The sequence below is a fragment of the Bacillus massiliglaciei genome, from assembly GCF_900098925.1.
Classification (GTDB): domain Bacteria; phylum Bacillota; class Bacilli; order Bacillales; family DSM-1321; genus Peribacillus; species Peribacillus massiliglaciei.
On the sequence record NZ_LT622358.1, the window covers coordinates 117,912 to 131,914 of the forward strand.

Annotated in this window: 16 protein-coding genes; all 16 read left to right on the forward strand. The window is 44.4% G+C overall.

Features of this window, described 5'->3' with window-relative positions; translation table 11 throughout:
* Nucleotide 1 precedes the first annotated feature (1 nt).
* The 16 genes from spoIIIAE (at nt 2) to ahrC (ending at nt 13,984) form a co-directional block, all read left to right on the forward strand.
* Nucleotides 2–1,213, forward strand: coding sequence for a stage III sporulation protein AE (gene spoIIIAE / locus BQ4305_RS08960; protein WP_110927475.1), 1,212 nt, complete (start codon nt 2–4; stop codon nt 1,211–1,213).
* A gap of 13 nt (nt 1,214–1,226) precedes the next feature.
* Nucleotides 1,227–1,862, forward strand: a complete 636-nt coding sequence (spoIIIAF, locus tag BQ4305_RS08965) for a stage III sporulation protein AF (RefSeq protein ID WP_110927476.1) — start codon at nt 1,227–1,229, stop codon at nt 1,860–1,862.
* Between the two features lie 2 nt (nt 1,863–1,864).
* A complete protein-coding gene (gene spoIIIAG / locus BQ4305_RS08970) occupies nt 1,865–2,530 on the forward strand; it encodes a stage III sporulation protein AG (protein ID WP_110927477.1) in 666 nt (221 codons plus the stop codon).
* 15 nt (nt 2,531–2,545) lie between these two features.
* Nucleotides 2,546–3,118 (forward strand): SpoIIIAH-like family protein, encoded by a 573-nt coding sequence (locus BQ4305_RS08975; protein ID WP_110927478.1) that lies wholly within the window; start codon nt 2,546–2,548, stop codon nt 3,116–3,118.
* A 421-nt stretch (nt 3,119–3,539) separates the two neighbouring features.
* The gene (gene accB / locus BQ4305_RS08980; protein ID WP_110927479.1) at nt 3,540–4,025 is read left to right on the forward strand and encodes an acetyl-CoA carboxylase biotin carboxyl carrier protein; all 486 of its coding nucleotides are present in this window, start codon (nt 3,540–3,542) and stop codon (nt 4,023–4,025) included.
* Nucleotides 4,026–4,038: 13 nt separating this feature from the next.
* A complete protein-coding gene (gene accC, locus BQ4305_RS08985) occupies nt 4,039–5,391 on the forward strand; it encodes an acetyl-CoA carboxylase biotin carboxylase subunit (protein ID WP_110927480.1) in 1,353 nt (450 codons plus the stop codon).
* A gap of 28 nt (nt 5,392–5,419) precedes the next feature.
* Nucleotides 5,420–5,833 carry an Asp23/Gls24 family envelope stress response protein gene (locus BQ4305_RS08990; protein WP_110927481.1) on the forward strand — a complete coding sequence of 138 codons (414 nt, stop codon included), beginning with the start codon at nt 5,420–5,422 and terminating at the stop codon, nt 5,831–5,833.
* 369 nt (nt 5,834–6,202) lie between these two features.
* Nucleotides 6,203–6,595, forward strand: a complete 393-nt coding sequence (gene nusB / locus BQ4305_RS08995) for a transcription antitermination factor NusB (RefSeq protein WP_110927482.1) — start codon at nt 6,203–6,205, stop codon at nt 6,593–6,595.
* A 70-nt stretch (nt 6,596–6,665) separates the two neighbouring features.
* Nucleotides 6,666–7,532, forward strand: coding sequence for a bifunctional methylenetetrahydrofolate dehydrogenase/methenyltetrahydrofolate cyclohydrolase FolD (gene folD, locus BQ4305_RS09000; RefSeq protein ID WP_110927483.1), 867 nt, complete (start codon nt 6,666–6,668; stop codon nt 7,530–7,532).
* Between the two features lie 180 nt (nt 7,533–7,712).
* Nucleotides 7,713–9,062, forward strand: a complete 1,350-nt coding sequence (xseA, locus tag BQ4305_RS09005; protein WP_110927484.1) for an exodeoxyribonuclease VII large subunit — start codon at nt 7,713–7,715, stop codon at nt 9,060–9,062.
* Nucleotides 9,062–9,298, forward strand: coding sequence for an exodeoxyribonuclease VII small subunit (locus tag BQ4305_RS09010; protein WP_110927485.1), 237 nt, complete (start codon nt 9,062–9,064; stop codon nt 9,296–9,298). Before xseA ends, BQ4305_RS09010 begins: the two co-directional genes overlap by 1 nt.
* A complete protein-coding gene (locus BQ4305_RS09015; RefSeq protein ID WP_110927486.1) occupies nt 9,298–10,191 on the forward strand; it encodes a polyprenyl synthetase family protein in 894 nt (297 codons plus the stop codon). The genes BQ4305_RS09010 and BQ4305_RS09015 overlap by 1 nt, the downstream gene beginning before the upstream one ends.
* Nucleotides 10,192–10,245: 54 nt before the next feature.
* Nucleotides 10,246–10,554, forward strand: coding sequence for a hypothetical protein (locus BQ4305_RS21410; RefSeq protein WP_199880634.1), 309 nt, complete (start codon nt 10,246–10,248; stop codon nt 10,552–10,554).
* 86 nt (nt 10,555–10,640) lie between these two features.
* A complete protein-coding gene (gene dxs / locus BQ4305_RS09020; protein ID WP_110927487.1) occupies nt 10,641–12,533 on the forward strand; it encodes a 1-deoxy-D-xylulose-5-phosphate synthase in 1,893 nt (630 codons plus the stop codon).
* A 2-nt stretch (nt 12,534–12,535) separates the two neighbouring features.
* Nucleotides 12,536–13,366, forward strand: coding sequence for a TlyA family RNA methyltransferase (locus tag BQ4305_RS09025; protein ID WP_110927488.1), 831 nt, complete (start codon nt 12,536–12,538; stop codon nt 13,364–13,366).
* 168 nt (nt 13,367–13,534) lie between these two features.
* Complete coding sequence (ahrC, locus tag BQ4305_RS09030) at nt 13,535–13,984, forward strand: transcriptional regulator AhrC/ArgR (RefSeq protein ID WP_110927999.1); 450 nt, start codon at nt 13,535–13,537, stop codon at nt 13,982–13,984.
* The last annotated feature ends 19 nt before the right edge of the window (nt 13,985–14,003 follow it).

The following is a 14,003-nucleotide window of genomic DNA, read 5'->3' on the forward strand; positions in this document are numbered from 1 at the left end:
TATGAAGCGATGGTTGCACTATTTATTTCTGCCGTTATTCCTAGTAATGATCATGCAGCAGGAAGTTCTGGCCGCGGAGGATATTGGAAGTGAGGAAGAAGGACAGGCAAGCGAAGAAAACCTGCAGTCTGACATGGTACAAGCTCAAGTTGATCAGATTGGGTTAGGGGAACTGAAGCAGTTTTGGGATGATATTGTGGATGAATATGGCGGTTTTTTGCCGGAAAGCCAGAAGGGAAGTCTTGTGGACTTCATCAGCGGTGAAAAGGAATTCTCGTTCCAGGAGTGGTTCAAAGGAATCGGAAAGTTTATCTTTCATGAATTTCTTGTCAATGGCAGGCTGCTCGGTTCCCTCCTCTTGCTGACAATTCTCAGCATGTTCCTTCAGTCTCTGCAAAATGCTTTTGAACAGAGTACCATCAGTAAAATTGCCTACTCAATCGTTTATATGGTTCTTATTATCCTGGGACTTAACAGCTTTCATGTCGCCATCGAATATACAAAAGAAACCATCGATGTTATGATTTCGTTCCTGATGGCTCTGATCCCTCTGTTAATGGCGCTGATAGCAGCTACTGGAGGGATGGTATCAGCGGCATTTTTCCATCCTGTCCTGCTTTTCCTCATGAATACGAGCGGGATGCTGATCCAGTTTGTTGTTCTGCCGCTCCTGTTCTTTTCGGCGCTTCTGAGCATTGTCAGCACGATGACCGAGCATTATAAAATGACCCAGCTGGCCCAGCTTCTCAGAAACTTTGCTATCGGCATTTTGGGGGCATTTATGACTGTCTTTCTTGGTGTCGTGTCCGTACAGGGCACAACTTCTGCGGTCGCAGACGGGGTAGCGCTCAGGACGGCCAAGTTCGTGGCAGGGAACTTTATCCCTGTTATCGGCCGGATGTTCACGGATGCGACAGATACGGTCATGAATGCATCTGTTTTACTGAAAAATACTGTAGGGCTGACCGGGGTCATCATCCTTCTTCTGATCACTGCCTTTCCGGCCATCAAGATCCTGATGATTTCGTTTATATATAAGCTGTCTGCAAGTCTGCTTCAGCCGCTTGGAGGCGGACCGATTATAAAGTGCCTGGACATCATTGGAAAAAGCATGATTTATATCTTTGCCTCCCTGGCGCTAGTATCCTTAATGTTTTTTCTGAGCATCACGGTCATCATAGCAGCAGGGAATATCACTCTTATGGTCAGATGAGGAGGAAATAAGTTTGAGTTTTATAGCCAGTTGGATTTCCAATATCATCATTTTTGTATTGCTTGCGACCATTCTTGATATGCTCCTGCCGAATTCCCCTATGCAGAAATACACAAAGATGGTTGTCGGGCTGCTGCTGATTGCTATTATCATCACACCGATCTTCAAGCTTTTCCAAACGGACTTTGATGAAATGCTGGCCATGGCGACAAGCGGAATGAACGAAGACGGCGGACAAAAAGATTTAGAGAATTTAACAGAATCGAAGAAAAAAGAAATACAAGCTGCCCAGGGTGCATATATTTTAGAACAAATGGCTGTCCAAATGAAGTCCCAGGTGGAAGAGGAGTTGATGGAAAAATATCAGGTTGCAATTGGAGATATCCAGATTGAGGTGAAAAATGATGAGGCGCCGAAAATCCCTGAAGAACTTCAAAAAATCACTCTCACCCTTGAGCCGGCTAGTCAAGCAGATGGAGCAAAGAACGATGAAGAAGCCGTCGAAACGATTGCTGAAGTCCAAATAGGAACTGAAACAGAAGCTCAAACAAAGCCGTTGCAAGACTCTGAACAGGTGGAGAAGTTCCTTGCCGCGCAATGGTCTGTCGAAAAGGGAATGATTGAAATTGCCGGGGAAAGGAGTGACTAGCATTGAAAAATGAAAAAGGTCCATTATCCTGGCTTCAAAAACTCTTGAATAAAGAGGGAGGCCAGCAAGACAAGAAGCCTTCCCTTTATGTGTATGCCCTGATCATCGGCTTGCTCGGCATCGGCATTATGATGGCGGGAAATCTTCTGAAGCCATCTGGAACAGAGGATGCTGGCACCGCCAGCAGCACGGTGTTTAAATCTGATGGGGAAAAGAATGAAGAGAATGTGGAGACCTTCGGGCAAAAGTCATCAGGTGACTTTAAAACAACAAGGGAATACGAAATATATTTGCAAAATGAAATGAAAGAAGCTCTTGAAACGATTGCAGGTGTAGAGGAAGTGAAGGTCGTCGTATTTGTGGATTCTTCCGAGAAGAAAGTCTATGAGAGGAATAAGGTCACTCAAAAACAGGTAACAGGTGAAACGGACAAAGAAGGCGGAAAAAGGACGGTTGAAGATACATCGGTGGATGATCAGCTCGTCATTATTAAAAATGGAGATAAAGAGGGGCCGATTATATCGGAAACTCAGAAACCTAAAGTGAACGGGGTCCTTGTAGTGGCAAAGGGAGCCGAAAATATTCAAATTAAAAAAATGGTTGTGGAAGCTGTCACGAGAGCTTTGGATGTTCCAAGCCACCGTGTATCTGTAATGCCCAAAAAATAAGGGGGAATGAACAAAATGCTTTTAAAAAAACAAACTGTTTGGCTGTTGACGATGCTGAGCCTGGTTGTAGTTCTTTCGGTATATTATTTAACATCTCCTGACGGCGGTAATCAGAATATCATGACAAATGGGCAGGAAGAAGCTGGACAGGAAAAGAAGGAAGAGAAAGCCGATACGAAAAAAGAGGAGTCAGCTAAAAATGAAAAAGAGGAATCCTCTGTCACGATTGCGTCCGGCGACGATGATTTTGATGCACTGAGGATGCAGATAGAAGATGAACGGGCTAAATTGAGCGAAGAACTCACTGCGAAAATGGGCGATACAGCTCTTACCGAAGAGGAGAGAAACGAAGCTTATGAAACCATCGAGAAAATGAGCGAGACAAAGGTACAGGAAAACATTATTGAGAACCTGATCGTTTCAATGGATTACGATGCAGCCTTGGTTCGGGTAGAAGGAAATGATATAAAAGTATCAGTAAAAGCTGATAAACATTCACCGACAGAAGCGAACAACATTATCCGTCTTGTTCAAAAGGAAATCGGAAGCAGCCAGAATGTGTCCATTGATTTCCAGCCGGAGAAATAACGCACAATGCCTCGTTTTGACCGAGGCCTTTTTTTATGTTCCGAATAGTTTTTTTGGCTGGTTTGGACGCTTGAAATGTTCAAGGGCTGGCTTGGCTGCGGGGGGAGAAAGCCCTTTTATTTCAAGCTTGAGCAGGGATGAGTGAGATTTCCAGACACCTCTTATTGAAATTCTAGTAGATAATATCGTATGATAATAGTATCTGGTGCTAATTTTTTTGATATGTACAGAAAAAGTCAGTTGCCCAGATTGGCAAGAAGCAGTGGACAGAATATCTGCTCATGTCTATGTTCATGGCCGTGATCAGATGCAAATAATCCGTCTGTCTTGCTCATACTATCTAGCGGCTTGGATTTACATACAACTCTTCAAGTCAGGCAAAATTACAGATCCTAATTAAATTGAGACAAGGGGTGCCGAAATGAAAGTACAAGAAATCCGGGAAATTATTAAATTGATCGATCAGTCCAATATCACCGAGTTCGTTTTTGAACAGGATGGTTCAAAAATTACAATGAAAAAAGCAGAGGCAAATGTCGTGCAATACACTGCTGCTCCACAGCCAGCAGAAATGATTGCAGCGCCAGCAGCCGTAAGTGCAGCTCCTGCACCGGCAGCAAAGCCTGCTGAAGCTCCTGCAGCGGAAACGGAAAAGCAAGCCGATAACTTACATACAATCAATTCACCAATGGTCGGAACATTTTATGAGTCATCATCACCGGAGGCTTCAGCCTATGTGAAGGTTGGAGACAAGGTATCCGCTGATTCCATCGTATGTATCGTAGAAGCAATGAAGCTATTTAACGAAATCGAAGCAGAAGTAAATGGTGAAATCGTGGAAGTGCTTGTAAAAGACGGCCAGCTCGTAGAGTATGGACAACCTTTATTTAAAGTGAAGCCGGAATGAGGAGCTGTTTTAAATGATTAAAAAGGTATTGATCGCAAACCGCGGGGAAATTGCAGTTCGGATTATCCGGGCCTGCAGGGAATTAGGAATCGAAACAGTAGCCGTTTATTCGGAAGCAGACAGAGAAGCACTTCATGTTCAAATTGCTGATGAGGCGATCTGTATCGGCCCAAAACTGTCTAAGGACAGTTATTTGAACAAGACAAATATTTTAAGCGCAGCTAAGAAAACAGGGGCGGATGCTATTCATCCGGGCTATGGTTTTCTTGCCGAGAATGCAGATTTTGCAGAGCTTTGCAGGGAAGTAAATATTACCTTCATCGGACCAAGTCCAGAGGCCATTAATAAGATGGGAACGAAGGATGTTGCCAGAGAAACGATGAGGGAAGCAAATGTTCCGATCGTTCCCGGTTCACAGGGAATTATTAAAGATGCGGAAGAAGCGATCCAGCTTGCAAATAAAATGGAATACCCCGTTATTATCAAAGCGACAGCAGGCGGCGGCGGAAAAGGAATCCGTGTAGCGAGAAATGAAGAAGAACTCGTGAGTGGAATTAACATTACCCAGCAGGAAGCTGCTACGGCTTTCGGCAATCCTGGTGTTTATATTGAAAAATATATTGAAGATTTCCGTCATGTGGAAATCCAAGTAATGGCTGATAATCATGGGAATGCCATTCATCTTGGCGAACGCGACTGTTCGATCCAGCGCCGTCTTCAAAAGCTTGTTGAGGAAACTCCTTCACCTGCATTAGACGGAGAGATACGCGCTGAAATGGGAGAGGCGGCTGTAAAGGCTGCTTTGGCTGTTGACTATTCAGGTGCAGGGACTGTTGAATTCATCTATGATTACAGAAACAGAAAGTTCTATTTCATGGAAATGAATACGCGAATTCAGGTAGAACATCCTGTTACTGAAATGGTGACAGGTGTCGACTTGATTAAGGAGCAGATCCGAGTCGCTTCGGGAGAAAAACTTTCTCTTACTCAAGAGAATGTAACTTTCAGCGGCTGGGCGATTGAATGCAGGATCAATGCTGAAAATCCGGAAAAGAATTTCATGCCGTCAGCAGGAAGAATTAAAATGTACCTGCCTCCGGGCGGATATGGAGTGCGTGTTGATTCAGCAGCCTATCCAGGCTATATGATTCCGCCGTATTACGATTCGATGGTCGCTAAACTGATCGTTCATGCTCCGACCCGTAATGAAGCCATTGAGAAAATGAAACGGGCCTTGGGCGAATTTGTGATTGAAGGAGTTCACACAACGATTCCGTTCCATTTGAAGCTTCTTCAGCATGATCAATTCGTTTCAGGGGAATTTAATACCAAATTCCTTGATATTTATGATGTAATGAACTCATAATGTATAAAGAGGACTGGAGGTGTTTTGAATGAGTGAAGTAGAGAACACTTTATTGGAAATGGGTGGACACAGCAACGGATTGGGCAAGGTGGAAATTGCTCCGGAAGTTATTGAAGTAATTGCCGGCATTGCGGCATCCGAAGTGGATGGAATTGCCCATATGCGCGGTAACTTTGCTGCCGGAGTTGTGGAAAGGCTAGGAAAGAAAAATCACGGAAAAGGCGTGAAAGTCGACCTTTCCGGAGATTCAATCCAAGTAGATTTATATTGTGTTGTTAAATTTGGAGTTTCCATACCGAAGGTTGCACAAGAAGTGCAGGATAATATTCGGGAAGCACTGATGAACATGACGGCACTTGAAGTGAATGAAGTCAATATCCATGTAGTAGGCATTCAATTCGAAATGGCGAAACAGGAACCGGACTTTGGATCAGAGGTATGATTCAGCAATAGAAAAAAATCGAGGAACCCGGCGAAAGCCGGGTTTTTCAATTTTACATAACAGCACAGAATGTTTTTGAAGCATTGTGTCTCTTATGCGGAGAGATGGAATGGTATGAATCAGCAAAAACATGTAAAAGATGAAGGAATATATAAAGCTGGTCTGATATTTCACTTTTATTCAATCCTGATTTCTGGTAGAGTGTATAGGATGAAAAGAAAATACCGTTACAGGAAGCGGATGAAGACGGTATGGACGGAAAATGAACATCAAGAATGCTAAAACTTAATATTTTTTAATTCTTGTTATTTAATGTTCGTTTTTATATGGTTTTTGATATATAATAGAGATGAATAAAGGAGTAAGAATATGAAAAGAAGAACAGCCCGTGAGAAAGCCCTGCAAGCTTTATATCAAATGGATATTGCGGATACAGAAATCAATGAAGCAATGGAAAGCGTATTAGACGGTGCCGAGACCGATGCGTATTTTGAAAAACTTGTAACGGGAATCGCGAATAAGCGTACTGAGATTGATCAATTAATAACAGGAAACCTTGAAAACTGGAAATTGGAAAGACTGGCCAATATTGATAGGAATCTGCTGAGAATCGCAGCATTTGAAATGCGTTTCAGTAATGATGTTCCTGTCGGTGTAGCCATGGATGAAGCGATTGAAATTGCGAAGAGATTCGGTGATGATCAGTCAAGCCGCTTTGTCAATGCGGTTTTATCAAAGCTGAAGAACAATCCGGCGGAATAACTTGACTTCACTCGCCTACTGTCTCTTACGCACTTTCTTCATAGATTAACAGGCAGGAGGAATAGGCGAAATGACAGCTCAAATTATCAATGGTAAAGAAATCGCAGAAAAGGTAAGGGAAGGACTGAAGTCCGATGTACAGGAATTAAGGGAAAACGGGATTGTTCCCGGACTTGCCGTAATCCTGGTTGGCGATAATCAGGCTTCCCAGACTTATGTAAGAAACAAGCAGAAGGCATGTGAGGAACTGGGCATGCATTCGATCTTGATTAAACGGTCTGCTGAATTGACTGAAGAAGAGTTAATGAAAGATATTCAGGATTTAAACCTCGATGACAGCATTCATGGCATTTTGGTCCAGCTGCCTCTTCCAGGTCACATCAACGAAAAGAAAATCATCGAAGCAATTTCTCCTGAAAAAGATGTTGATGGTTTCCATCCCATTAATATCGGCCGCATGATGACAGGCCAGGATGCTTTTCTCCCTTGCACCCCGTATGGAGTGATGGTTATGTTGGAACATATTGGATATGAACTTGAGGGACGGCACGTTGTGATTGTCGGCCGCAGTAATATCGTCGGTAAACCGGCTGGGCAGCTCTTCTTGAATGCGAACGCCACTGTCACCTATTGTCATTCCAAAACAAATGATTTAATTTACCATACAAAACAGGCGGATGTCATTGTAGCTGCAGTTGGTAAAAGAAACACAATCACCAGCGATCATGTGAAAGACGGCGCCGTCGTTATTGATGTGGGAATGAACCGGGATGAGGATGGCCGTCTCTGCGGGGATGTGGCTTTTGAAGAAGTCAGCCAGAAAGCTTCTTATATCACTCCGGTACCAAAGGGAGTCGGTCCGATGACCATTACGATGCTCTTGCAGAATACCGTAAAGGCTGCCCGGAAAAGTAAGGAATTGCAGCTAAAAGCTTAAAAAGTCATTAAAATATTCGAAGAAGCGGCCACCTTGTTTTATAATAACAGGAGACCGCTTTTTTTATTGGGAAGCATGTGTACTTTCCTTATAAATGGTTTTAGATGAAGGAAGTATACTCTGCGGCCGCCTTGGCATTTTAATGCAGAAATAATGCCAGGCCTCACAAAGGAGAAGGTTATGACTGAACAACAATATCTGAGTGTATCGGCATTGACAAAATATATTAAACGAAAGTTTGATGCAGATCCTCATTTGCAAAATGTATACATAAGAGGAGAACTGTCCAATTTCAAGCAGCATACGAGCGGACATATGTATTTCACCTTGAAGGATGGCAGATCACGCCTGCTGGCTGTCATGTTTGCAGCCCAGAATAAAGGGATGAAGTTTAAACCTGAAAACGGCATGAAAGTGCTCCTGAAGGGAGATATCAGTGTTTATGAAGCATCCGGCCAATACCAGCTCTATGTGAAGAGTATGGCGCCGGATGGAATCGGCGATCTGTACCTCGCTTATGAGCAGCTCAAAAAAAAGCTGGAGGAAGCGGGACTGTTTGCGGATCAACATAAAAAGACCATTCCGGCTTACCCGAAATCGGTGGGAGTTGTCACCTCTCCGACAGGGGCCGCTTTACGGGATATCCTCACTACAATCAAACGGCGCTACCCGATAGCGAATATTATTCTTTATCCCGCCCTTGTTCAAGGTGAAAATGCAGCTAGATCGATTGCTGGTGCGATTTCAAAGGCCAATGAACGGGCTGAGACAGATGTGCTGATTGTCGGAAGAGGAGGGGGTTCCATTGAAGAGCTGTGGGCCTTCAATGAAGAAGTTGTAGCCGAATCCATCTATGATTCAGATATCCCTGTCATTTCAGCGGTGGGACATGAGACGGATTTCACGATAGCCGATTTTGTAGCAGATCTTAGAGCGCCGACTCCTACTGCTGCAGCTGAATTATCTGTTCCGCATTTGAATGAATTGCTGGAGCGGCTGATGAACCGGAAGAACCGGCTTACGAGATCGTTCCAGGAATTGATGAATCTGCAGCGGACGAGAATTGCGAGACTTGAGAAATCCTATGCCTTTCGCTATCCTCAGAAGATGTATATGGAGAAGCTTGAACAGCTTGACCGGGCAGATGAAAGACTCGCAAAAAGCAGCGGCCGTTATTTTCAGGCGAAAAAAGAGAGACTTGAACATATGCTGGGATTATTGAAAAAACAGCATCCGGCAGAAGGAATCAAGGAGTCCAGAGAGAAACTCGAGCAGTATAAGCGAATGCTGACGAGAAACATGAATACCATTTATACATCTAAATCACAGAAGTTTGCTTCGATGACGGCTACTTTGTCAGCGCTGAGTCCGCTGAACATCATGGAGCGGGGATACGGCCTTGTGTTCACACAAGATGACAGCTTGATTAAGAGCGCGAGTCAGGTGAAGCCGGGTGACAGAATATCCGTCTCCATCAAGGACGGCAATCTTGAGTGTGAAATTCAAACAATTAAGGAGCGCAAATACTAATGGCTGATAAACAAGAATTAACATTTGAAGAGGCAATGGAAAACCTGGAAAAAATCGTGGAGCAGCTGGAAGAAGGAGATGTGCCTTTAGAGGAAGCCATTTCGATTTATAAAGAAGGAATGGATCTATCCAGGCTTTGTCATGTGAAATTAAAATCCGTGGAAGACCAATTGACACAGATCCTTCGCGAGGACGGAGAACTGGAGAACTTTTCTATTCCGGAGGAGGAAGCATGATGGATCAAATGTCTTTTTCAGCCTTTTCCAAAGAGTATAAAAGCATCATTGAAAAAGCGGCAGCGGAATATGTACGGGGACTGAATGCCCCGGAAATCGTGAAGGAGTCCATGATTTATTCTTTACAGGCCGGCGGCAAACGAATCCGCCCTTTGCTTGTATTTGCAACCTTGGCTGCATTCGGTAAGGATTTGAACAGAGGAATTCCGGCAGCCAGCGCGATTGAAATGATTCATACGTATTCCCTTATCCATGATGATTTGCCAAGCATGGATGATGATGACCTGCGCAGGGGCAAGCCAACGAATCATAAAGTATTCGGAGAAGCTGTTGCTGTCCTTGCGGGAGATGCGCTTTTGACTTTCAGTTTTGAAGTGATTGCTGCAATGGATCATCCTGAAGTGACTGCTTCGCAAAAGTTGCAGCTGATTAAGGAGATTGCAGCATCTGCAGGAGCAAGCGGAATGGTCGGCGGACAGATTGCCGATATGGAAGGGGAGAACAAACAGCTTTCATTGGAGGAGCTTCAGTATATCCATGAACATAAAACGGGTAAGCTTCTGCAGGCCAGTGTCCTTTCTGGAGCCATCTTGGCCGGTGCAAACGAAGAACAGCTGAAGGCTTTAAAGACATTCGCTTATCATATCGGACTTGCTTTCCAAATCAGGGATGACATCCTGGATATTGAAGGAAACCAAGAATTGATCGGTAAACCTGTTGGCAGCGATGAAACAAATCATAAAAGCACGTACCCCGCCTTGCTGACGCTTGAAGGGGCTAAGGAAGCTTTGCATCATCATGTGACAAAAGCTCATGAGTCATTGAGCAGAACCGGTTTGGAGACAGAATTGTTAACCGCGCTTACAAACTTGATTGCAGACCGGGAGTATTGACATCTGGCTATTTGTGATTAGACCCTGTTTGTGATATACTCATGGTGCAAAATTATGTCAATAATAAGTGACCTGCAGTCTTGCTGTGATAAGCGATTGTCTGCTTACCCCGGCCTGAATGTGTTTTACCTGAAATGGCAGCCCTTCTTACAGGGGACGTACCTTGGGCAGATCGTTTTCAAGCAGTCTGGAGACACATCCGAGTACGTGTCAGCAGACTTGTCTGCATTTGCAGAACTTGTTCTGTATTCCTATTCATTCATTTTATGCGGCCGCCGTATTCATAAGGAACGGCGGCTGCTTTCCTATGAAGGAACTTACAGCGATTACACGAAAGCGATTGATAAAAAACAGTCATACTAAGTCTAAAAATAAAATGAACATAAAAAGATTTCCTGAAAGCGGCTTGACTTATCGTTTTGGAAATAACAGAAAGTGAGTGGTCCTGTTTGGATCTTCTATCTATAAAAGACCCTTCATTTTTAAAGAAAATGAATAATGAAGAATTAGTTGAATTGAGTTCGGATATCCGAAAATTCCTCGTGGAGAAAACCTCGGTGACAGGGGGACATATCGGCCCCAACTTGGGAGTGGTTGAACTTACTGTCGCCTTGCACAAAGAATTCAACAGTCCGAAAGATAAACTGTTATGGGATGTTGGGCACCAATCGTATGTGCACAAAATCCTGACAGGACGGGCAGGAGAATTTGACACGCTAAAAAAGCATAAAGGGCTTTGCGGCTTTCCAAAAATGGTTGAAAGCGAGCACGATGTCTGGGAAACAGGCCATAGTTCTACTTCCCTTTCGGCAGCGATGGGAATGGCAGCCGCACGCGATATCAAAAAAGAGAAAAACTTTGTTCTTCCTATTATAGGGGATGGAGCGTTGACAGGCGGAATGGCGCTTGAAGCGCTTAATCATATTGGCCATGCCAAAACAGACATGATCGTTGTCCTCAATGATAATGAAATGTCGATTGCTCCGAATGTCGGTGCCATGCATTCGATACTCGGCCGGCTGCGCACTGCCGGCAAGTATAACTGGGCGAAGGACGAGGCTGAGTCCCTTATTAAGAAAATCCCTGCTGTCGGCGGCCGGCTTGCAGCAACAGCGGAGCGTCTGAAGGACAGCTTTAAATATCTAGTGGTCAATGGCATGTTTTTTGAGGAATTAGGCTTTACCTACCTCGGACCTGTGGACGGTCATAATTATGAAGAGCTCTTTGAGAACTTAAGGTATGCTAAGAAGACAAAAGGACCAGTCCTTCTTCATGTGATCACCAAGAAAGGGAAGGGCTATCTTCCGGCTGAAAACGATACAATCGGAAACTGGCATGGTACAGGCCCATATAAAATTGAAACAGGAGATTTCGTGAAATCCCCTGTAAAAGGTCCTGCGTGGAGCTCTCTTGTCAGCGAGACGGTGAGGAAGCTTGCCCGAAAGGATGAAAGGATTGTTGCCATCACGCCTGCCATGCCTGTCGGAAGCAAACTCGAAGGTTTTGCAAGTGAATTCCCAGACAGGTTTTATGATGTCGGTATTGCGGAACAGCATGCTGCCACTTTTGCAGCCGGTCTGGCCACACAAAAAATGAAGCCGTTTCTTGCAATCTATTCCACTTTCTTGCAGCGTGCCTATGATCAGGTCGTCCATGATATCTGCCGCCAGAATCTGAATGTTTTTATCGGCATCGATCGGGCTGGACTTGTCGGCTCTGACGGAGAGACGCATCAGGGAGTATTCGATATCGCTTTTATGAGACATGTGCCGAATATGGTGCTGATGATGCCGAAGGATGAAAACGAGGGTCAGCATATGGTCTTTACAGCTATGAAATATGATGATGGCCCGATTGCGATGCGGTTCCCGCGCGGAAATGGCTACGGTGTGCCGATGGATGAAGAGCTTAAGCAAATCCCAATTGGAACCTGGGAAGTGCTGAAAGAGGGAACGGATGCCGCGATTCTTACTTTCGGAACCTCTATCCCGATGGCACTGGAAGCAGCAGCCCGGCTTGAAAAAGAAGATTACTCTGTGAAGGTCGTCAACGCCAGATTTATTAAACCGCTTGACGAAAAGATGCTGAGCGGAATTCTTGGCGAGAAAATGCCGATTCTGACCATTGAGGAAGCAGTCCTGCAAGGCGGTTTCGGCAGCCATGTTATGGAATATGCTTCTGCTCAGGGATTTTATGATGCTGTGATTGACAGAATGGGAATTCCTGACCATTTCATCGAGCATGGCAGCGTCAATGAACTTCTGGATGAAATTGGTTTTACTGCAGAGACAGCCATTGATAAAATTAAATTGCTGACACCTAAGAAAGAAAAAAGGGCCTGAAGATGAAAGTGCAAAAGGAAAGACTCGATGTATTGCTCGTAAACCAAGGCCTTGCCGAAACACGGGAAAAGGCGAAACGGATGGTTATGGCCGGTCTGGTATATGCGAATGAAGAAAGATATGAAAAGCCGGGAGAAAAAGTTCCGGTCGACCTTGAACTGAATATAAAAGGCAAAGTAATGCCTTATGTATCACGCGGCGGCCTGAAGTTAGAAAAAGCGCTTAAGGTGTTCGATTTGTCTGTTGAAGGGAAAACGATCATTGATATTGGAGCGTCAACAGGAGGCTTCACAGATTGTGCCCTTCAAAATGGAGCAGTCAAAAGCTATGCGCTCGATGTTGGGTATAATCAGCTTGCCTGGAAGCTTCGTCAGGACGAGCGTGTTAAAGTGATGGAGCGGACCAACTTCCGGTATGTCACGCCTGCTGACCTAGATGGAGAGATGCCGAATTTTTCCTGTATTGATGTGTCCTTCATTTCCTTATCCTTGATCCTCCCGGTGCTGAAGACGCTTCTGGTACCTGGGAGCGATGTAGTGACCCTTGTCAAACCGCAATTCGAAGCCGGCAGGGAGCAAGTCGGGAAAAAAGGAATCGTAAGGGATGCGAAAGTTCATAAGCAGGTAATCGAAAAAATTATAAACCTTGCCATCCGGGAAGGCTATGATGTCCATGACCTTTCCTTTTCTCCAATTACGGGCGGGGACGGAAATATTGAATTTCTGCTTCATCTGAAATGGACCGGTGACAAGGATAAAGAAGGGACGGTGCGTTTCGCCTATACGGCTGATGATGTCGTAAAGGAAGCACACAGCCAGTTTGAAAGAGAATAATTGATTTGCTCCTTCCGGCTGCGGGCTGAAGGAGCTTTTTTTTGAAGCGTGAAAAAAATGTACATTTGCATAAAAATAGACTAACATGAATAGAAGAGATTTTTCTTGAAAACTGGTGAGAATAAGGATTACATACCTGCCAAGAAGGAGAATAGAGAGGTGCTTTCTTTGAATAAAGGTCAAAGGCATATCAAAATCAGAGAAATTATAGCCAATAATGATATAGAAACTCAGGACGACCTTGTAGATGAACTGAAAGCCTTGGGCTACAATGTGACCCAGGCGACAGTATCAAGGGATATTAAGGAGCTTCACCTTGTTAAAGTGCCGCTGCTTGACGGAAGGTATAAATACAGTCTGCCTGCCGATCAGCGTTTTAATCCGCTTCAGAAGCTGAAAAGAATGCTGATTGATGCCTTTGTGCGAATTGATGCAGCCAATAATTTATTGGTCATTAAAATGCTTCCCGGCAATGCCCAGGCGATTTGCGCGCTGATTGATAATCTGAACTGGGATGAAATATTGGGAACCATTGGCGGAGATGATACATGCTTAATCATTTGCCGGTCAAATGAAGAAGCGGAAATCATTTCCCAACGATTTTTGGACATGCTTTAATAACAAGGTGGGGTGAGGA